The following is a 20,218-nucleotide window of genomic DNA, read 5'->3' on the forward strand; positions in this document are numbered from 1 at the left end:
CGACCGGGCCGCGCGGCAAGGAGATATATTGCCAGACCGGAGGGGCGTCGGGGGCGGGAATCTGGGCGTACACATTTCCTACACAATTTGGGATCCGACTAACGTTTGCCAGCCGTTAACTACCCCTCGCCGAGCATCTCTTTATATAAGGCAGTCTCATGGTTAAAGCGGATACGTTCCCCTAGCTAAAGCACAGCCAGCATCGAGCAACTCATCACGCTCTTCCACTGAGAACCCCTCGGCGTAGACGCGCACCACTGGTTCGGTCCCGCTAGGACGGACCAGCAGCCACGTATCATCCTCGAATGCTAAACGCAAGCCATCCATATGACTAACGTTTTGCGGTACCTTGCCACAAATCGACTTGGGGTTTACGCCCGGCAGCAGGGTTCGCAACGTTTCGGCATCTTCGGCCTCAAGGCGCAAATCGCGTCGACCGTAACTCGTCTTACCAAATCTGTCCTCGAGTTGGTCGACCAGAACGCCCAAAGGCGCGTCCGTCTTTGCCATAAGCTCACACAGAATCAGACAGGCGAGGATTCCATCGCGCTCGGGCATATGCGCGGCGATGCCGATACCACCGGCTTCTTCGCCGCCTATGAGGACGCCACCCTTCTTCATCTCTGCCGCTATATATTTGAAACCGACTGGTTTGACGGTCACGCGGCAGCCAAGCGCCTCGGCAATGCGACGCACGAGCGTCGAGCACGAAAGATTGACGACGACGCGCCCCTCCAAATTACGAAATTGAACCAAGTCGCCCAAAACGAGCGCCATGATCTGATGCGGATGTATATATCTGCCGCGCTCGTCAACCGCGCCGATACGGTCGGCGTCGCCGTCGGTCACCAGGCCAGCGCAAGCTCCGTCCTCGATAACCGTATGCTCGCAAGCGTCCACCCACGGCTCAACGGGGTCGGGGCAGATATCTTCTTGGTCAGGCGCCTGCCCGGCGTGAATCTCGTGCACCTCAACGCCAAGCTCGCGCAGCAAGTCGGCTAGATAGCCCTGGGCTGCGCCGCCCATGGGGTCAACAACCACGCGCAGGTGCGCGGCGCGGATGGCTTCGGCATCGACAAACGATGCCACCGCTTGCATATAGTCAGGAATGATATCCGCGGTGCGATATTGCCCCTCGATCCCCATTGGCTCGGGAGCCATGGTCTCTTCGAGCTCTTCGATGACATCCTGGTTGGCGGTCGAGCCGTCACCCATGCGAATCTTGAGACACAGATAACCCTGCGGATGATGGGACCCCGTCACCATGAGCGCGCCGCACGCCTCACCGTCATAAGCCGCCGCCCACGTAAGGGCAGGGGTCGGAACAGGTCGCGAAGCGAGCACGGCGTCTAGCCCGTGCGCTGCTAGCACACCCGCCGCAAGCTCAGCGAACTCGCGCGCCAGGGGCCGAGTGTCGAACCCTATATATACCGTTTTGCCCGGATTGGTCTTTTGCCACAACTCGCCGACGGCATCGGCGATACGGGCAACGTTATCGGCATTGAAGTCCTCATCGACGCGAGCGCGCCAACCGTCAGTTCCAAAATGAATTATCGCGCACACGCGCAGACACCTCACAGTGTTTGGATCATGGTACGCATGAGGTATACCCGCGATACACACTCGGCAACCTGCCGGCACCAGCATTCACCATTTGGGCAAATGCTGCCGAGGACATGCAGGCAATAAAAAAAACCGCCCCGTATGGAGCGGTTTTGCCCTTTATATATCGAGCGCCTCGGCCATCGCTGCCGTAGTGATTGCCGTGGTTCCACAGCAACTGCCCACCATTGCGGCACCGGCATGTCTCCATTCGATGCATGCGCGCGCGAAAGCTTCGGGGTTCTCGTGCCATACGGGGCCATCCTGAGTCTGGACCGGATCGCCTACGTTGGGACGCACCGTGACGGGAGTAGTCGCCGATGCAACCATCCTGGGCACCGCCGCGTTCGCGGCCGCAAGCGAACAGCAATTGACACCAACCGAGTTTGCGCCGTGTTTTTCGGCGTACAAAACGGCTGCCTCGATGTTGAGGCCATCGCCCAACAGGTCGCCTTTATCGTCAACGACAAAACTCACCAGAACAGGCATGCCGTCGGCGGCATCTCGAGCGCCGGCAAGCATGGGCTGCAAATTACGGATAGACGTCACCGTCTCGATCAGCAGACCGTCAACGCCGGCATTGAGCAAGGCGTGCGCCTGTTCGCGCGCAATGCCTCGGATTTCACGATACTCGGCAGAGTCCTCGGCAAACCACTCAATACCGATCGGGCCCATCGAGCCCAGCAGCAGCTGAGGGTGCGCCTGGCGAGCATCGTCGACGGCCCCGCGATTGACCTCCGCCACGGACGGCGAAATCTGGTCGTGCTTGAGGGCATAGCTCGATGCCTGAAAGGTGTTGGTAATGAGCACCTGCGCGCCGGCGGCGACATACAAGCGATGGATGCGAGAAACGGTCTGCGGCTCTGCCAGATTCCAAAACGCCGGTGGAATGTCGGCGGCATCGTACTCACTCAACAAGACACTGCCCATGGGGCCCTGCGCCAACAAGGTCTCGCTCGACAAGCGGCGCGTAAGTTCCTCGGCACCAAAGCGGTTGTAATAACTCGTATCCATATATCCCGCTATTCCTCGACGCTGATTCCCTGCTTTTCGAGATAGGCGAGCCAGCGGTTCATCGTGTCCTCGGATAGTGCATGCTCCATCATGCAGGCCTCGGAATCGGCTCGCTCAAATTCGACACCGAGCTCCTGAACCAAAAACGTGCGGATGAGGCGATGACGGTACCAGATAGCCGTGCCAACCTCGCGGCCGCGATCGGTCAGGATTACCTTGCCATAGTGCGATTGCTCGACAAGCTCGGATGCCTTGAGCGCCGAAACCGCTTTATTGACCGATGCCTTGGAGACGCCAAGGCGCTGCGCGATGTCGACCGATCGCACGCCGTTGGTTTCCCCCTCTTCGCTTTCAATGCGAACCATGCACTCCAAGTAGTCTTCGTTCGCCACCGTCAGATGTAGTTCGCGCGAGCTATTTGTCGTATCCATGATCTTCCGTCCCTTCTGCATTCAATGGCTGATTCTACCCCATCCAAGCATCGCGGTATGCCGTGGCATACCGTGCTAGAGTTCTTGTTGCACACGACGACCAAGATTGGAGCGGTCTTTATGGAAAACACCACCACGAACCCCGATGTCCTCGAACGCTTTTTGCGCTACGTCCAGATCAACACGCAGTCCGAGGATGCAAACTGCGACCAGGTACCTTCGAGCACCGTTCAGTTTGACCTTGCCAACGTGCTGGCTGAAGAGCTGCGCGAGCTTGGTGCGGAAGATGCCCACGTGACCGAGCACGCCTATGTCTGCGCGCATATCCCCGCAAGTGCGGGCGCTGAGGACAAGCCCGCCCTGGGCCTGATCGCCCATCTCGACACCACCGAAGTTGCACCGGGCGCCGGCGTGAAGCCGCACATCGTACACTACGAAGGCGGCGACCTGGTCTGCGGCACGGTTGACGGTAAGCCCGTTGCCATGAGTACCGCCAAGCTTCCCGCCCTGAACGACCTCGCGGGTGAGGACTTGGTCTGCAGCGATGGCACCACGCTGCTGGGCGCGGACGACAAGGCAGGCGTCGCCGAGATCATGTCGCTTGTCGCGCGTATCGCTCAGGACCCTTCTCTGCCCCATCCCGCACTCGGCATTTGCTTCTGCCCTGACGAGGAGATCGGTCACGGAGCCGAGCTGTTGGATATCGATACCTTTGGCTGCAAGTACGCCTACACGGTCGACGGCGGCCCCATCGGCGAGCTGGAGTGGGAGTGCTTTAACGCCGCCGAGGCGACCATCCGCTTTGAGGGCCAGTCCATCCACCCGGGCGACGCCAAGGGCCGTATGGTCAACGCAGGCAATCTGTTCTGCGACTTCAACGCGTTGCTCCCCTACGTGCAGCGCCCGGAGTATACGGAAGGCTACGAGGGCTTTTATCACCTTGAGGGCGTATCTGCAACCGTCGATCACGCCACGGCGCGCTACATCGTCCGCGACCATGACGCCGCCAAGTTCCAGCAGAAACTCGACCTTATTGATGCCGCCGCCTCGATGCTCAACCAGCGTCTGGGTGAGGAGCGCGTAACGGTCGAGATTAAGCAGCAGTATCGAAATATGGCCGAAATCGTTCGTGACTATCCCGAGCTTATTGATGTTGCCAAGGAAGCCTACCTTGCCTGCGGCGTTGAGCCCCAAGTGCTGCCGATTCGCGGCGGCACCGACGGCGCGCAGCTGTCGTTCCGCGGTCTGCCCTGCCCCAACCTTTCCACCGGCGGCTATTGCTATCACGGCGTCAACGAATTCGTCCCGGTCAGTTCGCTCGTCAAGATGACCGACGTGCTCCAGGAGCTCGTCGCCCGCTTTGCATAAGCCTGGCTGCACAAGTCAAAAAGACGAATCGCCCCGTCCTCAACCAAGAACGGGGCGATTTTTTGCTGCAATGAGAACAGGTTGACGCACGCCAGCCTCTTAACGCAAGGAGTGTCCCAAACTGCCGGCACAAAAGGAACGTCCCCAAGTGCCAAGTGCATCAAGAGTGTCCCCTTTGACCAGTCGTTTAAGGACGTCCCCAATGACTAACGTCGCAGGTTGAGGACGGGCAGCGAGCGGGTCGCATTTGAGACAAGGTGACGTGAAACGAAAGGGCGCTGACCTTCTGGTCGCGCCCTTGAAGTTGAACGTCAGATTGTCCAAATGCGGCCCGCGCAGCGTCAAGCGGTTACGCGGTTTGGTAAAACCGCGTAACCCTAGTAGTTGGCCTCGTAGCCGTTGCCGTCGCCGGTGGGCTCTTCGTAGTAGTCCGAATCGCTCGAATCGCTTGAGCCATCGGAATCGTCAGAGCTGACCGATGAGGTTGCGGTACCGTTTGCGTAGTCGTCAGACGTGTTGTTGCTGAGGTCACCGATCGTAGAGCTGGAGCCGTCGGAAAGACCCATGGTGTTGGGACCCTTGGGATCCTTGCCGGCATCGACGCGCTCCATCATTTCCTTGAGCTCGTCCTCGTAGACAAAGACATAGCTCACGCCGTCGATCATGGTGCTGTCGTCGGCGTACGAGGGCAGGTTGGCCGAGTAGATACCGTCGACATCCATACCGCGCATGGCATTGACCGTAGCCACGATATCCTGAACGCTCATATCGGTTACGAGCATATCGGACAGCGAATTAACCAGGCCAAAGATCTTCGTGGCATCGAAGTTATTGAGAATCTGGTTGGCAAGGGCGCCAAGCACCTGACGCTGGTGGCGCATGCGCGTGTAATCGCCGTCGGCATAGGTGTAGCGGCAGCGGGCATAGGTAAGGGCGGTGGCACCGTCCATATGCTGCTGGCCAGCGGTAATCTTAATATCCAGGTGCTCGGGGTCGTCAACATCATCGGTTGCGTTAATGTCGATACCGCCAACCGAATCAATCAGCGCCTGCATACCGTCGAAGCTGACCTCGGCATAGTGGGAAATCTGAACACCGCACAGCTCGTTGACCGCCTCGACCATGGCCTCGGCGCCGCCAACGGTATGGCAGGCGTTGATCTTCATGGTCTCGCCCTTGTACACGACCTTGGTGTCGCGCGGAACGGAAATGAGCGTCGCCTGCTTTTGCGTGGGGTCGATGCGTGCCAGGATAATCGAGTCGGCACGATACGTATCCTCGCCCGGACGGCCGTCGGTGCCAAGAAGCAGCACGTAGAACGGATCCTTTGCCTCATCGGTGTCAACCAGAACCCGACGCAGATTGTCGGTAATGACATTAGAATCGCCGAGCTTGCCCATAATGGTGGCAAACCACAGGCCGGCAGCGGTAGTGGCGCTCAGTAGCACGCCAAGCACGACAATGAGCGCGACGTGGCGAATCGTGTGGCTACGACGACGTTGGCGAGCTCGCTCGGAATAACGAGCCACGTTATCGCGACTGTAGATCTTGGCCTGCGCACCAGTTGAGGGTCTTCGGGTGGTGGTATCCGCGAGGGGCTTTTTATTAAACATAGGCAACCTGTATTAGTAGATGACGGGATCGGAGACGGTAGCATGCTCGACATGCGCGCCGAGCGCCTGCAGCTTTTCGACAAACCGCTCGTAGCCGCGCTTGATGTGATGGATGGCCGAAACCTCGGTCGTCCCGTCGGCGATCAAGCCCGCTACGACGAGGGCCGCTCCGCCACGCAGATCGGGCGAGGTAACCTGTGCGCCCGAGAAGCCCTTGACGCCATGAATCATGGCATGATGGCTCTCGATACGAATGTCGGCACCCATGCGCACCAGCTCAGAGGCAAACATAAAGCGATTCTCGAAGATGTTTTCGGTAATAACGGAACTGCCGTCGGCAAGGGCGGAGAGCACCATAATCTGCGCCTGCATGTCGGTCGGGAAACCGGGGAACGGAAGCGTCTGGATGTCGACCGGCTTGATACGCTCGGCACGGTTCACATGGACGCCATCCTCGACGCGCTCGCAGTCGATACCCATAAGCTCCATCTTCTTGAGCACCATGCCCAAGTGAATGGGGCAAAAGCCCGTGACATCGACACCGCGATCGTCGGCCATCAACGCACCGGCAACGATAAAGGTACCGGCCTCGATGCGGTCGCCCACCACGCGATGGGTAACGGGATGGAGCTCTTCCACGCCTTCGATAGTCACGACGGGCGTACCGGCGCCAACAATCTTGGCGCCCATCTCGTTGAGCATGTTAGCGAGATCGACGATCTCGGGCTCGCGGGCGGCATTGTCGATAACCGTGGTGCCCTGTGCGCGCACAGAGGCCATGATGAGGTTCTCGGTCGCACCGACGCTGGCAAACTCGAGCGTGACGGTGGTACCGCGCAGACCTTGGGGCGCATTAGCGTTGATGTAACCGTGGGCGGTATCGAACTCAACGCCCAGGGCCTCAAGACCAAGAATGTGCATATCGATCTTACGAGCACCCAGGTTGCAGCCGCCCGGCATGGCAATTTTGGCGCGATGGAAGCGGCCCAGCAGGGGCCCCATGACGGCGGTGGAAGCGCGCATCTTGGCAACGAGCTCGTAGGGGGCCTCCCATGAATCGACCTGAGAGGTATCAATCTCGAGCGTGTGCTCGTCGAGAACATCGATCGTAGCGCCCATGCCCTTGAGCACCTTGCCCATCACGTGGACATCGGAAATATCGGGCACGTTCTGCAGCGTCGTCTTGCCCGGCGCCAGAAGCGTTGCCGCCATGAGTTTGAGCGCGGAGTTCTTGGCGCCCGAGACGGGCACGGAGCCTCCAATGGCGTGGCCACCCTCAACGCGGATAATATCCAAGGTCTACCCTTTCAAAAAGCATGCCCGGGGTGGCTGGGCCATCCCGGGCATGATGTGTTCGCAAATGGTCGAACGCTAAATCGTTTGACTATTGGGCAAGCTTGAGCTTACACCATGCGATTTCATTATAGAGGTAGGCGCGGCGTGCATCATCCTCCGACAAATTACCCAGCTTCTCTTCAAAACCTTGAATATCAGCTTTAAGCTTGTCGGCATCGACGGTCGCCAAATCGCAAGCGCGCTCGGCGAGAACGGTCACGACATCGTCCGCAACCTGGACATAGCCGCCGGCCACGGCAAACGTGTGGTCGACAGTGCCCATGGCCTTATCGGAAACGCGAACGTAGCCGCGGTCGATCGTGCAAATCTCGCTGGAGTGAGCAGGCAGGACGCCAAACTCGCCATCCGTGGACGGAATCGACACAAACGCAGCGTCGCCCTCATAGGCGCAGCTCACGGGGCACACGATGCGGATACGCATAACCTACTTCTCCCCCATCTTGCGGGCGCGCTCGCGCACGTCCTCAATCGTGGAAGCATAGCGGAAAGCCTGCTCGGGCAGGTCATCGGCCTTGCCGTCGACAATCTCGGCGAAAGAGCGGACGGTATCCTCGACGCGGACGTAGACACCGGGGTTGCCGGTGAACTTCTCGGCGACGTGGAAGGACTGCGAGAGGAACTGCTGAATCTTACGGGCACGGTTGACCGTAAGACGCTGCTCCTCGGACAGCTCGTCCATACCCAGAATGGCGATGATGTCCTGAAGGTCGGAGTACTCCTGCAGGAGCTCCTGGACCTTGACGGCGACACGGTAGTGCTCCTCGCCAACGATCGAGGGATCGAGAGCGTCGGAGGAAGACGCGAGCGGGTCGATAGCCGGGAACAGGCCGAGCGACGAAATGCTACGCGAAAGAACCGTGGTGGCGTCGAGGTGCGTAAACGTCGTGGCAGGCGCCGGGTCGGTCAGGTCGTCTGCGGGGACGTAGACAGCCTGGACGGAGGTAATGGAGCCCGTCTTGGTCGAGGTAATGCGCTCCTGGAGGTCGCCCATCTCGGTTGCCAGCGTGGGCTGGTAACCAACGGCGGACGGCATACGGCCCAGCAGTGCGGAAACCTCGGAACCTGCCTGGGAGAAGCGGAAGATGTTGTCGATGAACAGCAGAACGTCCTGGCCGCGATCGCGGAAGTACTCAGCGGTGGTAAGGCCGGCCAGACCGATGCGCAGACGCGCTCCGGGCGGCTCGTTCATCTGACCATAGACCAAGCAGGTCTTGTCGATAACGCCAGACTCGCTCATCTCGAGGAACAGGTCGGTGCCCTCGCGGGTACGCTCGCCGACGCCGGTGAACACCGAGGTGCCACCGTGCTCCTGGGCGAGGTTGTTGATGAGCTCCTGAATCAGAACGGTCTTGCCGACGCCGGCGCCGCCGAACAGGCCTGTCTTGCCGCCACGGATGTAGGGCTCGAGCAGGTCGACGGCCTTGATGCCGGTCTCGAAGATCTCGGTCTTGGTGGTGAGCTCGTCGAAACGGGGCGCTGCATGGTGGATGGGGTAGAACTCCTCCACCTCGGGCATGGGCTTGCCGTCGACGGGCTTGCCCATAACGTTCCAAATTCGGCCGAGCGTCTTGGGGCCAACGGGCATCTTCATGGGCTCACCGGTATCGGTGGCGATGAGGCCGCGCTGCAGGCCGTCGGTCGAGGACATGGCGACCGTGCGGACGACGCCGCCCGGAAGCTGGCTCTCGACCTCGAGGATCGTGCTCAGATGACCGATCGGGGTCTCGGCCTCGACCGTGAGCGCGTTGTAGATCGGGGGCACCGCGCCGTCAAACTTGACGTCGACGACAGGGCCGATGATTCGCACGATGCGACCATCACCGGCAGTCGTCTTCTTGGTGGCTTCCTCGACCGCAAGCTTTACGGTGTTATTAGCCATTACTGTTCCTCCAATGCTGAGGCTCCGCCGACGATCTCGTTAATCTCGGTCGTGATCGAAGCCTGGCGCACGCGACTATACGTGCGGGTAAGGGTCGAGATGATCGCGGTGGCGTTTTCCGTCGCGGAGTGCATGGCCTTGCGGCGTGCACCCTGCTCGGCAGCCGCCGAATCGATCAGGGCCTGGTAGATGACCGTCAGGATGTAAGACGGCACAAGCTTGCCGAGAACATGCTCGGGAGAGGGCACGAACTCGAACGTGGACGAGATGCGCTTAGGGGCGTCGGTCTCGTTCTTACGCGGACCGTGGGCCATAGCGATCATCTCGGGGTCGAGCGGCAACAGATGCTCGACGCGAAGCTCCTGATCCACGCGGTTCTTGGCGTGGTGGTAGACAAGCTCGACACGGTCAAGCTCACCGGCACGATACGCATCGCAGATATGAGAGGAGATCATGCGGGCCTGATTGAAATCGGGCTCAGAGGAGTTGCCCTCAAAGTGCATGACAACGTTTGCTCGGTCACGGAAATACGTGGCCGGTTTGCGCCCACACGCGATGATCTCGCACTCGATGCCATCGTTCGCCCAAGAAGCGGCGAGCTTTTCGGCCGTGCGCTCCACCGTCGTATTGAAACCGCCGGCAAGGCCGCGGTCCGAAGCAATGACGACAATCAGGCCACGCTTAACGCTCTCATGCTTCTGCAGCATGGGATCGGTGCCCGAACAGGAGGCGTCGCCGGCGACCGTCAACATGACGTCGGTCAGCGCCTCCTTATAGGGCTCGGCCTGCTTGGAGCGATCGAGGGCACGACGGATCTTGGCCGTAGAGACCATCTCCATCGTGCGCGTGATCTGCTTGGTCGTGGTAACCGAGGAGATTCGCTTCTTAATGTCGCGAAGGTTGGCCATGGGGCTTAGTTCTCCTCTGATCCAGAAACATCCGAATGGTGCTTGGCCATGAACTGCTGCTTGAAGTCGCCGATGACGCGCAAGAGCTCAGCCTTGGTGTCATCATCGATCTTCTTGGCGCGAACCTTGTCGAGCAGCGAACCAAAGCCATTGTCCATGTACTCGATGAGCTCGGCACGGAAGGGCAGCACGTCGGCGATCTCCAGGTCATCCAGGAAGCCCTCGTTGCCAGCGAACAGCGTAACGATCTGCTCGCCAACCTCAAACGGCTTGTAACGCGGCTGCTTCAGGAGCTCGGTCATGCGAGCACCATGGGTCAGCTGCTTCTGAGTAGCCTCGTCGAGGTCGGAGCCGAACTGCGTAAAGCCAGCGAGCTCCTGATAGGAAGCGAGGTCCAGACGGAGGTTGCCGGCGACCTGCTTCATGGCCTTGGTCTGCGCATCGCCACCGACGCGGGACACGGAGATGCCCACATCGACTGCCGGGCGCTGACCCTGGAAGAAGAGCTCGGACTGCAGGTAGATCTGACCATCGGTAATGGAAATGACGTTGGTCGGAATGTAGGCCGAGACGTCGCCGTCCTGGGTCTCGATGATCGGCAGTGCCGTCATGGAGCCGTAACCGTTCTTCTTGGACATCTTGACGGCACGCTCGAGCAGACGAGAGTGCAGGTAGAAGATGTCGCCAGGATAGGCCTCGCGTCCGGGCGGACGATGCAGCGTCAGCGACATCTGACGGTAGGCCACAGCCTGCTTGGACAGGTCGTCGTAGATGACGAGCACGTGGCCGCCGGGGTTGGTCTCGCTGGCGGGCTTGCCGTCCTCGCCGTTGTACATGAAGAACTCGCCGATAGCGGCACCGGCCATAGGCGCGATGTACTGCATAGGGGCGGAATCGGCAGCGGTGGCCGAAACGATGATGGTGTAGTCGAGCGCACCGTGCTGAGCGAGGGTCTCGCGGATGTTGGCAACCGTGGAGGCCTTCTGGCCGATGGCGACATAGATGCAGACCATGCCCTTGCCGCGCTGGTTGAGGATAGCGTCGATGGCGATGGCGGTCTTACCGGTCTTACGGTCGCCGATGATGAGCTCACGCTGACCGCGGCCAATAGGCACCATGGAGTCGATAGCGAGCAGACCGGTCTGAACCGGCTCGCACACCGGGGTACGATCGATGACGCCGGGAGCCTTGAACTCGATGGGGCGACGGTGCGTGGCGACGATGTCGCCCAGGCCGTCGATGGGCTGGCCGAGCGGATTGACGACGCGGCCGAGCATGGCACGGCTCACGGGGATATCCATAATGCGGCCAGTGGTGCGGCACTCGTCGCCTTCCTTGATGGAGTCGACGGCACCAAACAGAACGGCGCCGACCTCGTCACGGTCAAGGTTCTGGGCAAGGCCGAAGACGGTCTCACCGGTATCGGAGCTCTTGAACTCCAGAAGCTCGCCTGCCATGGCGCTCTTGAGGCCGGAGACGCGCGCGATGCCGTCGCCTACCTCGTCGACCGTTGAAACCTCATGCGTATCGACCGTCGCGGAGAGGCTCGTGAGCTGCTCCTGCAGTTTCTTGGCGATATCCTGGGCATTGAGGGTTTCGGACATTAGGCTTCACCTCCGTACGAATTAGCAGAGTTTGCGAGGGTCTCCTGCGCGATGCGCAGCTGCGTCTTGACGGAAATGTCACGACGCTCGCCGCGGGCCTCGAGCACCAGGCCGCCCACGATAGACGGGTCGACCTGCTCGATAAGGAATACCTTGCGGCCGAAGTCCTGCTCGCATTTCTTAGTGATGGTTTGACGCAGCTCGTCGTCGAGCGGGATCGCCGTGGTGACGGTCACGCCCACTACATCCTCGTCTTCCTCGGCAACATACTTAAAGGCAGCTGCCACCTTGGGAAGAAGGTCGAGCTGGTCGCGCTTGGACATGGTGTCGAGCACGGCGATGATCTCGGGGCTGGCGCTAGCCAGGCGCTCGATCATCTCGAGGTCCTCGAACACATGGTTCTCGGCCTTAGCGGCTTCCAGAAGGGAGCGCGCGTAGGTCTCGAGCACCTTGTCCTGATAGCGGCTAGTCGGCATTCAGGCTACCTGCTTCCTGGATGTAGCGCTCGATGAGCTTCTTCTGCTCGGACTCGTCCTCGAGTGCCTCGCCCACGATCTTGGTGGCGACGGCAACGGACAGGTCGGCGATGGAACTCGCGGCACCGGCGTAGATGGACTTGCGCTCGTCCTCGACGGTCGTATGGGCCTTGGCGATGATCTCCTCGGCCTCCTTGTGAGCAGCCTCGATGATACGGGCGCGCTCGGACTCGGCGTCCTTACGGGCCTCGAGGACGATGTCGGCAGCCTGACGGCGGGCGTCGGTGACGATCGAGTCGGACTCAGCGCGCTTGGCGATAGCCTCCTGCTTGGTCTTCTCGGCCTCGTCGAGGCTCTCCTCGATCTTCTTGCCGCGCTCCTCCATGGTTTTCATGATGCCCGGCAGGGCGACCTTGGCCAGCACGATCCAGATGATCAGGAAGGCGATAAGCGCCGGGATGAACTCCGCCATCTTAGGGATGAGGATGTCCGCACCGGCAGCGCCGTCCTCGGCGAACGCGGAAACCGGCATGAGCAGCGCGGCCGCGGACGCGGAGAGTGCGATCGCGCTCTTCTGGGATGAAAGATTCATACTTGACGCTCCGTGCTATTTAACGATCAGCGCGACAACGAAGCCGATCAGAGCCAGAGCCTCGCCGAAGGCGGAGCCCATGATGAAGACGGTGAACACGCGGCCCTGGACCTCAGGCTGACGGGCCATAGCACCCGTAGCACCCAGAGCAGACAGGCCGATAGCAAGACCAGCGCCGATAACACCGAGACCGTAACCGATAACTCCCACGATTCCTCCTTTGTCGTGCGTGTCTTATTTCACGCAGGATAACCTTTTTTATAACTGCCGGGCTCCATGGGTACGGGCACCGGCGGTTTAACGAATTGCTTACCTTTAAGGCGCGAGCGGAAGGCTACTCCTCCTCCGCGACCTCCTCTGCCTCGGAGACATACACGGCGGTAAGGACCGTGAAGACGTAAGCCTGGATGGCGCCGACCACAAGCTCGATCGCATAGATCAGGATGAGGATGGCAAGCCAGGCTAGCGAAGGCAGGGCGCCAACGGCGTGGGCCGCGGAAACCTGCTGAAGCAGCGGCTGCATGAACATGCTCGCCATGATGGCGAACGAGCCCATGACCACGTGTCCTGCGAACATGTTGCAGAACAGACGGACGGCAAGCGTGATGAGACGCAGGAAGGTCGAGAAAAGCTCGACGACCCACACAAGCACGTTCATCGGGAAGCTTACGCCCTGCGGGGCGAGGCTCTTGATGTAGCCGATCACGCCGTGAGCCTTGCATCCGTAGTAGATGAAGTACACGAAGGCGAAGATGGCGAGCGCGGCGGTGGAGCCGATTGCGCCGGTGCCGGGCTTCATTCCCGGAATCAGGCCGATCATGTTATTGATCAGGATGAACAGGAAAAGCGAGCACAGGAACGGGAAGTGCTTCTTCCAGTTCTCACCCACGACGCCCTTGCCGATATCGTTCTCGACGTACTCGATGATGTACTCGAAACCGTTGACGAAGAAGCCCTTGGGGACCAGGGTCTGCTTCTTCTTGAACACGGCCAGGACGATCAGGAGCACGATCGTGGAGACGATCAGCCAAAACGAGTACTGCGTGATGCCGCAGCTCAGATCGCCCACGACAGGGGTGGAGCTGAACTCGCTGACCAGATGATTAATCTCATCAGGCAGCTTTTCAAAAATTTCCACGACTTACCTTTCGACCTCATGAGGATCTCGCAGCGCCTTGACGACACGAACCGTGCAGGCAGCCATAAAGGCCACGAAGCCGATCGCCTCGCCCAGGAGGAACATGCGAAATGCCTCTCCGAACAACACAAACACAACCAAGGTAAAGACGAGCAGAGCGATTGCCGAGACCGCCAGACTCACCATACCCTTGAGCATGTCCGCATTCTGCTTATCGTCAAGAACCGGCTTGAGCGTAAAGACAAAGGGAAGGAAGGCAATTGCGCCCGCGATGGCGCCTGCAACGATAGCGAGCAGATCGGCTATCTGAAACACTGGCGTCCTCACTTTCCTTTTTAACGCTTCACAGAACAGTTCCCGCCAAACATTGGTGACTATTGTACGAGCCAATCGCTAAAGTACAACCGAAAAAGCATCGGTTAATACGCACCTGTTCGTTTTCTTAAGACCTTCTTTATGCCGCAGGTACGGTAATACGTTTTTCTCGAACCCTGCAGGGCAAAACGTCCGTTAACAGGAGTGCGCGCGGTCGCCTTTTGTTCGCCCGCGCGCACCGTTTCTTCGTATTTGCAGCCGCGGCCGTTTAGCCCAGCGACTAGAGCGTGCCGTAGATGCGGTCGCCGGCGTCGCCGAGGCCGGGAACGATGTAGGCAGCCTCGTTGAGATGGTCGTCGATGGCGCAGGTATAGATATGTACGTCGGGGTCCTTTTCGGTCAGTGATTTGAGACCCTCGGGGGCCGCCACGATGCACAGCATGCGGATGTCCTTGACACCGCGCTCGCGCAAGTAGCTGATAGCCATCTCGGCCGAACCGCCCGTGGCGAGCATGGGGTCGACAACCAGGCAGATGCGTTGGTCGATATCCTTGGGCATCTTGCAGTAGTACTCATGCGGCTCGTGGATGACCTCGTCGCGCTCCATGCCGATGTGGCCCACGCGGGCAGAGGGTACCAGGTCGAGGATGCCGTCGACCATGCCAAGGCCTGCACGAAGGATGGGAACGATGGCGAGCTTTTTGCCGGCAAGCTGCTTAAACGTGGCGGTGGTGATGGGGGTCTCGACCTCGACGTCTTCCATAGGCAGGTCGCGCATGGCCTCGTAGCCGTCAAAAAGCGCGAGTTCGCGCACGAGCTGACGGAACTGGTTGGTGCCGGTGTTTTTGTCGCGCAGGATCGACAGCTTGTGCTGGACGAGCGGGTGATCGACAAGCGTCACACGGGACGCATCGTAGGTGACGGTCATGGGTTGATTGCCCCTTTCGTTGCGGCCGCAAAACGGCCTTGCTGACAAGGCGCGCAGCAATGTCGCCACCGCACGCCATGCATTAGTTTAGCGGTTTGTTGTATCGAGCGGCCCATCGCAGCCCTACTGTGCGGTACTGAGCGAGCGCCTGACTGCGTCACACCAGCCCGCAAGGTTTTGCTCGCGACGCTCGGCAGACATGTGGGGAAGGAAGGTCCTAACGATCTGGGCATTTTGCTCCAGCTCTTCTAGGTCTTCCCAATAGCCGACGGCAAGACCCGCCAAGTACGCGGCACCGATTGCCGTGGTCTCCACCGTCTCGCATTGCAGCACGGGGATATCCAGCAGGTCGGCCTGGAATTGCATGATGAACTCGTTGCGCGAGGCACCGCCATCGACAGACAGGCGCTCGATCGAAAGCCCCACGTCCTGCTCCATGGCGCGCAGCACGTCGTAGCTCTGATATGCCATGGATTCGCAGGCGGCACGTACGATGGTCGCACGGCTCGAGGCGCCGGTCAGACCGCACACGATACCGCGGGCATGCGGGTCCCACCAGGGAGCGCCCAAACCCGCAAAGGCGGGAACGAAGTAGCAGCCCTCGTTGTCGTTAATCGAAGCGGCAAGTTGTGCCGACTCGCTCACGCTCGAGATGATGCCCATGTTGTTGCGAAGCCAGTTCATGGTGGAGCCGGCGGCAAAGATAGAACCCTCGAGCGCATAGCTGATTTTGCCGTCCGCGGCGATACCGATCGTGGAGACCAGACCGTTCTTGGATTCGACGATCTCGTCGCCGGTGTTCATGAGCATAAAGCAACCCGTGCCATAGGTGTTTTTGGTCTGGCCGGGACGGAAGCAGCAGTGGCCGAACAGCGACGCCTGCTGATCGCCCACCACGCCCATGATGGGTGGCATGTTGGTCATGATGTCGCTCGCGACGCGACCGTAGTCGCCCGAACTCCAGCGAACCTCGGGCATCATGGAACGCGGGACGTCGAAAAGCGCCAGCAGATCGTCGTCCCAATCAAGCGTATGGATATTAAAGAGCGCGGTGCGGCTGGCATTGGTGTAGTCGGTGGCAAAGACCTGACCGCCGGTGAGGTTGTAGATGAGCCAGGTGTCGATGGTGCCGAACATGAGGTCGCCCGTCGCCGCGCTCTCACGCGCACCGTCGACGTTATCGAGAATCCACTGCACCTTGGAGGCCGAGAAATACGGGTCGAGCGTAAGCCCCGTGCGGGAGCGCACCAGCTCCTCGCAACCCTGTTCAACCAACGCGTCGATTGCCGGCGCGGTACGGCGGCACTGCCATACGATGGCGTTATAGATCGGCTGACCGCTCACGCGGTCCCAGACCACCGTGGTCTCGCGCTGGTTGGAGATGCCGATGGCGGCAATGCGGTCGGAGTGGATACCGCTCTTAAACTGGACTTCCATCATGACGGCGATCTGGCTGGCAAGGACCGCCATGGGGTCTTGCTCCACCCAGCCAGGGCGCGGGAAGCTGGTTTTGACGCTACGACGCGCCTGGGCGACGATGCAGCCGTACTCGTCGACGATGGTCGCGAGTACCGAGGTGGTGCCGCAGTCGAGCGCCATGATGTAGGAACCGCCGAAGCTAAACGAGGCGTCTTCCATACCCAGGCTACCTAGATTCAACGACATCGCTTACACCTTTCTATTGCATCGGGTCGGACAGGACCCGCTCGATCTCTGATGCGGGAAGCGCGCCTTGGCGCAGGATCTGGAGCTCACCGTGCTGAAACGACACGATGGTCGAAGCGTCGCGACACGGGGTCTCACCGGCGTCGACGGCCACATCGACCCCCTCCAGGATGCGCTCCTCCACCGTGACAAAGCTTGCCGGCGCGGGCGCGCCATGCGTGTTGGCGCTGGTGCAGGCAAGGGGGCTGCCACAGGCGCGGATGAGCGCCTGCACCACGGGCGAGGCCGAAGCGCGAAGCGCCACCGTGTCGTCGGCGGCGCGCATGAAGGTCGGCACGCAGGGGGCCGCCTTGACCACGATAGTCAGGGCGCCCGGCCAGCATCGTCGGGCGAGCACGCGGGCCTCGTTAGGGATATCCACGCCATAGCGGACGAGTGCCTCGGCATCATCGACCAGCCAGGCAACCGTTTGGGTGAGCTCGCGCTGCTTGAGGGTAAAGATACGACGATAGCCGGTACCGAGTGCGGGGACCGCGGCGCCGTTGACGGTGGCCTGCGGATCTCGCGGCCACGATGGGAATTCGCTTGTATCTTGAGGCACGGCGTCCGAAAAGGCGTTAACTGCCACAGCGACACCATAGACGGTCTCGGTCGGGATCAGGGCCAGACCGCCACAGCCGAGCACCTCGGCCGTGTGCTCGACGGCAAGCCGATGCGGCTCGCGCGCTCCCTCGTATACCCGATAGACCGTCTGCATGTGTATGCCAGCCCCTTACGCTCTGGTGCAAGTTTGTTTACTGTGGGGCATTCTCGCACGAAACGTTCAATCTATTTGCCCAGAGCGCATGTTGGTTTGGTGAGCGGCTCTAGTAGTCGGTGAAAGTGAGGGGGTTATTGGACGGCTGCGAACTTCTTTGGTCTTCCGGCGTGACGTTCTTGGGCGGCGTAACGCTCGATACTGTCTATCGTTATCATCCGACGGCCGTCGACGAGTTCAACATCGAGTTTGCCGGCTTTGACCAGCGCGGTAATCCGCGGAGCGGAGACTTTGAGGTCCAGCGCTGCGTCTTTAAATGTTCGGCACGCCGCTTCCCGAGCGTCCTCGTGGTCGATTTCGACTGAAAGGGCCACGACCTCGGCCGAGCGTTCGTACCCTGCCGGAGTCAAACCGTTGTTGAGGTCGTCGGCCAAAAACGCCATCAGTGCCTCGGTGGCATGGGCAATCGCTTCTTCGCGCGTATCGCCATCGGCAAAGGCGCCGGGAATCTGCGGGAAGCTGGCGCAGTAACCGTCGTCTTCTTTTATGAGAACGCAGTCATAGGTAAATCGCTGCCTCATTTTGCCTCCAACTACCATCCAGCTTGGCGACGAATACTTGCCCACGTGCCCTTCTTTGGTCGATCACCACCAGAGCCGTTCACGGTGACAACACGGTCACCAGAAACATACTTAGCATGACTACCGACTTGCGCGACCTTCACGAATCCATCGTGCTTGAGTAGGGCAATGATTTCCCGAAAGGTAGGGGGTTGCATGGGCCGACCTCTTTCAGCCGTCCTAATTATAAACTACTTTATAATTTTTGCTAACCAGTTAATAAATATTACTGGCGCTGTTTGGGCTCGGTGACGATGGCTCGGACGATGCGGGGGCGATCGGTGAGGTCGTGGACGATGCGCACGTCCGACAGACCCGCTTGGCGGCAGAGCTCGGCCGCAGCGTCGAGCGCGCCCTCGTAGAGCTCGCAGGCAAACAGGCCGCCGGCGCGCAACATGTAGGGCGCCGCGTTGAGCAGGCGGCGGAAGATATCGAGGCCGTCGGCACCGCCCTCGAGCGCCAGATCGGGCTCAAAGTCCTTGACCTCGTGCGGCAGCGAGCGCATGACATCGGTGGGGATGTAGGGCGGGTTGGAGACGAGTACGTCAAAGGTGCCCCACTCTTCACGGGGAATGGAGCTCACCAGGTTCGTGAGGCTGAAAGCGACCTCGTCGGACGTGAGGCCAAGCGCATCGCGGTTTTTGGTAGTAAGGTCGATGGCGCGCGGCTCGATATCGGTAGCAGTGCAGGTGACGTGGCCGCGACGCTCCCAGGCGATCGAGAGCGAGATACAGCCCGTGCCGCAGCCGACCTCGAGAACGCGGGCAGTGCGGGGCTCGGCTGGGGCAGGCGCAGCGGCATCCTGAGCTGAAACCGTCTCCTGGTCGGCGCCCTCGATGGCGATGTCGTATTCGTCGAGCTCGGGCTCGGCGGCTTTTGCGGCTTCGGCTTCTGCTGCTTGCGCGGCGGCTTCCTCGGCCTCGCGATCGGCAAGCTCCTCGGCATAGGCGCGGCTACCGAGCACGTCGCTACCCAGCGCAGCCTCATCGGCGGCCGTCAGGTTGGCAGCACGGCGCTCGGCGGTCGCGCGTTCGTCGGCCAACGCCGCCTCAGCTTTGCGGGCCTGCTCGACCTCATCGTTCCAAGGCAGCTCAACACGCTGACGGGCAGCGGCCTCGGGGCTCAGCACCTCGGTATCCAGATAGTTCAGGACTTCTTCGACGAGCATCTCGGTCTCGGGGCGCGGGATGAGCACGCCGGGGGCGCACGCGACGTCGATCATGCGAAACTGCGTGCTGCCCGTGATGTATTGCAGCGGCTCGCCCTTAGCGCGGCGGACAACGGCCGCATGCATGGTCTCGAGCTGGGCCGCGTTAAGCGTCTCGTCCATACGCATATATAGGTCAATGCGCGCCAGGCCCGTGGCGGCGCACAGCAGCCACTCGGCAGAAAGACGGGGGTGCTCCTCGCCGCGCTCGGCCAGGTACTCCTTGGTCCACTCGAGACAACGCTTGATGGTCCAAATCTCGTTTGCCATGGGGCCCTCCCCTCTTAAGCGCCGGACGGCGCGCGAATGTCGGAGCAGATTGTAAGCGAGGCCAGCGCTTGGCAAGGGGCGATTGAAGGCGATTATCGAGAATCAGCCCAGAATTTTGCACCGAGCTCGCTCAAAGTGTTCATTCGCTGACGTCTAAATTTGCATTCGTCAAGCTTTTGGCAAGGTTGCCCCAAAACTGACCAATATCTAACCAAGAACTTGCCACATCGCTTGACGCACGACCCATCAAAAATCGCTCCGCGACTTCTTGGACGTTTTTTCGAGCAATATTTTCAATTGCAGATGCATGCCGTTAATTACTTTAAGCAGGTAAGCAGCTCAAAGGCCATCAAAACCGATTGAATAACATCTCAAAGCAATGTGCCCTGCCTAGTCGTTGGACGTTCTTGTTTGACTAGTCATTTAACAACGTCCATTACAGTCGAAATTGTCAGCCCGGGCCCGTCTCGGGCTA

Annotated in this window: 21 protein-coding genes; 1 reads left to right on the forward strand and 20 read right to left on the reverse strand. The window is 60.2% G+C overall.

All coding sequences use genetic code 11. The features are described from left to right. Positions 1–162: 162 nt before the first annotated feature. The 3 genes from DXD48_RS09465 to DXD48_RS09475 all read right to left on the reverse strand — a co-directional run bounded on the left by DXD48_RS09465 (position 163) and on the right by DXD48_RS09475 (position 3,047). Positions 163–1,563: a phosphoglucomutase/phosphomannomutase family protein gene (locus tag DXD48_RS09465; RefSeq protein ID WP_117564989.1), complete on the reverse strand. Its 1,401-nt coding sequence runs from the start codon at positions 1,561–1,563 to the stop codon at positions 163–165. Positions 1,564–1,722: 159 nt separating this feature from the next. After that, on the reverse strand, positions 1,723–2,616 hold the full coding sequence (locus DXD48_RS09470; RefSeq protein WP_117564990.1) for a homocysteine S-methyltransferase family protein: 894 nt from the start codon (positions 2,614–2,616) through the stop codon (positions 1,723–1,725). 8 nt (positions 2,617–2,624) lie between these two features. Then, positions 2,625–3,047: a metal-dependent transcriptional regulator gene (locus DXD48_RS09475; protein WP_117564991.1), complete on the reverse strand. Its 423-nt coding sequence runs from the start codon at positions 3,045–3,047 to the stop codon at positions 2,625–2,627. Between the two features lie 120 nt (positions 3,048–3,167). On the opposite strand from DXD48_RS09475, the gene pepT reads away from it, so the two are divergent. Further along, the gene (gene pepT, locus DXD48_RS09480; protein ID WP_117564992.1) at positions 3,168–4,415 is read left to right on the forward strand and encodes a peptidase T; all 1,248 of its coding nucleotides are present in this window, start codon (positions 3,168–3,170) and stop codon (positions 4,413–4,415) included. A 377-nt stretch (positions 4,416–4,792) separates the two neighbouring features. Here pepT and DXD48_RS09485 read toward each other — a convergent pair whose 3' ends face one another. The 17 genes from DXD48_RS09485 to DXD48_RS09565 all read right to left on the reverse strand — a co-directional run bounded on the left by DXD48_RS09485 (position 4,793) and on the right by DXD48_RS09565 (position 19,743). After that, the gene (locus DXD48_RS09485) at positions 4,793–6,028 is read right to left on the reverse strand and encodes an LCP family protein (protein WP_117564993.1); all 1,236 of its coding nucleotides are present in this window, start codon (positions 6,026–6,028) and stop codon (positions 4,793–4,795) included. Between the two features lie 12 nt (positions 6,029–6,040). Then, a complete protein-coding gene (murA, locus tag DXD48_RS09490; protein WP_117564994.1) occupies positions 6,041–7,324 on the reverse strand; it encodes a UDP-N-acetylglucosamine 1-carboxyvinyltransferase in 1,284 nt (427 codons plus the stop codon). 88 nt (positions 7,325–7,412) lie between these two features. Continuing rightward, positions 7,413–7,805, reverse strand: a complete 393-nt coding sequence (gene atpC / locus DXD48_RS09495; protein ID WP_117564995.1) for an ATP synthase F1 subunit epsilon — start codon at positions 7,803–7,805, stop codon at positions 7,413–7,415. A gap of 3 nt (positions 7,806–7,808) precedes the next feature. Continuing rightward, positions 7,809–9,263 carry a F0F1 ATP synthase subunit beta gene (atpD, locus tag DXD48_RS09500; protein WP_006235717.1) on the reverse strand — a complete coding sequence of 485 codons (1,455 nt, stop codon included), beginning with the start codon at positions 9,261–9,263 and terminating at the stop codon, positions 7,809–7,811. Further along, positions 9,263–10,171, reverse strand: coding sequence for an ATP synthase F1 subunit gamma (gene atpG, locus DXD48_RS09505; protein ID WP_089573102.1), 909 nt, complete (start codon positions 10,169–10,171; stop codon positions 9,263–9,265). Before atpG ends, atpD begins: the two co-directional genes overlap by 1 nt. A gap of 5 nt (positions 10,172–10,176) precedes the next feature. Then, positions 10,177–11,775 carry a F0F1 ATP synthase subunit alpha gene (atpA, locus tag DXD48_RS09510; protein ID WP_035138794.1) on the reverse strand — a complete coding sequence of 533 codons (1,599 nt, stop codon included), beginning with the start codon at positions 11,773–11,775 and terminating at the stop codon, positions 10,177–10,179. After that, positions 11,775–12,251 carry a FoF1 ATP synthase subunit delta gene (locus tag DXD48_RS09515; protein ID WP_006235713.1) on the reverse strand — a complete coding sequence of 159 codons (477 nt, stop codon included), beginning with the start codon at positions 12,249–12,251 and terminating at the stop codon, positions 11,775–11,777. Before DXD48_RS09515 ends, atpA begins: the two co-directional genes overlap by 1 nt. Further along, entirely contained in the window at positions 12,241–12,843 is a 603-nt protein-coding gene (atpF, locus tag DXD48_RS09520; protein WP_055286332.1) for a F0F1 ATP synthase subunit B, read from the reverse strand. The genes DXD48_RS09515 and atpF overlap by 11 nt, the downstream gene beginning before the upstream one ends. 15 nt (positions 12,844–12,858) lie before the next feature. Further along, complete coding sequence (locus DXD48_RS09525; RefSeq protein ID WP_022094262.1) at positions 12,859–13,053, reverse strand: ATP synthase subunit C; 195 nt, start codon at positions 13,051–13,053, stop codon at positions 12,859–12,861. A 124-nt stretch (positions 13,054–13,177) separates the two neighbouring features. Next, entirely contained in the window at positions 13,178–13,981 is an 804-nt protein-coding gene (atpB, locus tag DXD48_RS09530) for a F0F1 ATP synthase subunit A (protein WP_022094263.1), read from the reverse strand. Positions 13,982–13,984: 3 nt separating this feature from the next. After that, positions 13,985–14,296, reverse strand: coding sequence for a hypothetical protein (locus DXD48_RS09535; protein ID WP_117564996.1), 312 nt, complete (start codon positions 14,294–14,296; stop codon positions 13,985–13,987). Positions 14,297–14,576: 280 nt separating this feature from the next. Then, positions 14,577–15,224 (reverse strand): uracil phosphoribosyltransferase, encoded by a 648-nt coding sequence (upp, locus tag DXD48_RS09540; protein ID WP_117564997.1) that lies wholly within the window; start codon positions 15,222–15,224, stop codon positions 14,577–14,579. 123 nt (positions 15,225–15,347) lie between these two features. Next, positions 15,348–16,889 (reverse strand): glycerol kinase GlpK, encoded by a 1,542-nt coding sequence (gene glpK / locus DXD48_RS09545; protein WP_117564998.1) that lies wholly within the window; start codon positions 16,887–16,889, stop codon positions 15,348–15,350. Between the two features lie 13 nt (positions 16,890–16,902). Further along, entirely contained in the window at positions 16,903–17,646 is a 744-nt protein-coding gene (locus tag DXD48_RS09550) for an L-threonylcarbamoyladenylate synthase (protein WP_117564999.1), read from the reverse strand. Positions 17,647–17,780: 134 nt separating this feature from the next. Beyond that, positions 17,781–18,272, reverse strand: a complete 492-nt coding sequence (locus DXD48_RS09555) for a type II toxin-antitoxin system HicB family antitoxin (protein WP_147324169.1) — start codon at positions 18,270–18,272, stop codon at positions 17,781–17,783. Next, complete coding sequence (locus DXD48_RS10385; RefSeq protein WP_089573106.1) at positions 18,239–18,424, reverse strand: type II toxin-antitoxin system HicA family toxin; 186 nt, start codon at positions 18,422–18,424, stop codon at positions 18,239–18,241. The genes DXD48_RS09555 and DXD48_RS10385 overlap by 34 nt, the downstream gene beginning before the upstream one ends. 68 nt (positions 18,425–18,492) lie before the next feature. Beyond that, positions 18,493–19,743, reverse strand: coding sequence for a HemK/PrmC family methyltransferase (locus DXD48_RS09565; protein ID WP_117565001.1), 1,251 nt, complete (start codon positions 19,741–19,743; stop codon positions 18,493–18,495). Positions 19,744–20,218 lie beyond the last annotated feature (475 nt).

The organism is Collinsella sp. TM05-37, from assembly GCF_003436455.1.
In the GTDB taxonomy this organism is placed as follows: Bacteria; Actinomycetota; Coriobacteriia; order Coriobacteriales; family Coriobacteriaceae; genus Collinsella.

Bases quoted from the DNA above. Each gene is read 5' to 3' on its own strand.
- DXD48_RS09485 (WP_117564993.1), bottom strand. From the start codon at position 6,028: ATGTTTAATAAAAAGCCCCTCGCGGATACCACCACCCGAAGACCCTCA.
- DXD48_RS09470 (WP_117564990.1), bottom strand. From the start codon at position 2,616: ATGGATACGAGTTATTACAACCGCTTTGGTGCCGAGGAACTTACGCGC.
- DXD48_RS09565 (WP_117565001.1), bottom strand. From the start codon at position 19,743: ATGGCAAACGAGATTTGGACCATCAAGCGTTGTCTCGAGTGGACCAAG.
- DXD48_RS09515 (WP_006235713.1), bottom strand. From the start codon at position 12,251: ATGCCGACTAGCCGCTATCAGGACAAGGTGCTCGAGACCTACGCGCGC.
- atpD (WP_006235717.1), bottom strand. From the start codon at position 9,263: ATGGCTAATAACACCGTAAAGCTTGCGGTCGAGGAAGCCACCAAGAAG.
- DXD48_RS09475 (WP_117564991.1), bottom strand. From the start codon at position 3,047: ATGGATACGACAAATAGCTCGCGCGAACTACATCTGACGGTGGCGAAC.
- atpC (WP_117564995.1), bottom strand. From the start codon at position 7,805: ATGCGTATCCGCATCGTGTGCCCCGTGAGCTGCGCCTATGAGGGCGAC.
- pepT (WP_117564992.1), top strand. From the start codon at position 3,168: ATGGAAAACACCACCACGAACCCCGATGTCCTCGAACGCTTTTTGCGC.
- DXD48_RS10385 (WP_089573106.1), bottom strand. From the start codon at position 18,424: ATGCAACCCCCTACCTTTCGGGAAATCATTGCCCTACTCAAGCACGAT.
- atpF (WP_055286332.1), bottom strand. From the start codon at position 12,843: ATGAATCTTTCATCCCAGAAGAGCGCGATCGCACTCTCCGCGTCCGCG.
- glpK (WP_117564998.1), bottom strand. From the start codon at position 16,889: ATGTCGTTGAATCTAGGTAGCCTGGGTATGGAAGACGCCTCGTTTAGC.
- atpA (WP_035138794.1), bottom strand. From the start codon at position 11,775: ATGTCCGAAACCCTCAATGCCCAGGATATCGCCAAGAAACTGCAGGAG.
- upp (WP_117564997.1), bottom strand. From the start codon at position 15,224: ATGACCGTCACCTACGATGCGTCCCGTGTGACGCTTGTCGATCACCCG.
- atpG (WP_089573102.1), bottom strand. From the start codon at position 10,171: ATGGCCAACCTTCGCGACATTAAGAAGCGAATCTCCTCGGTTACCACG.
- DXD48_RS09550 (WP_117564999.1), bottom strand. From the start codon at position 17,646: ATGCAGACGGTCTATCGGGTATACGAGGGAGCGCGCGAGCCGCATCGG.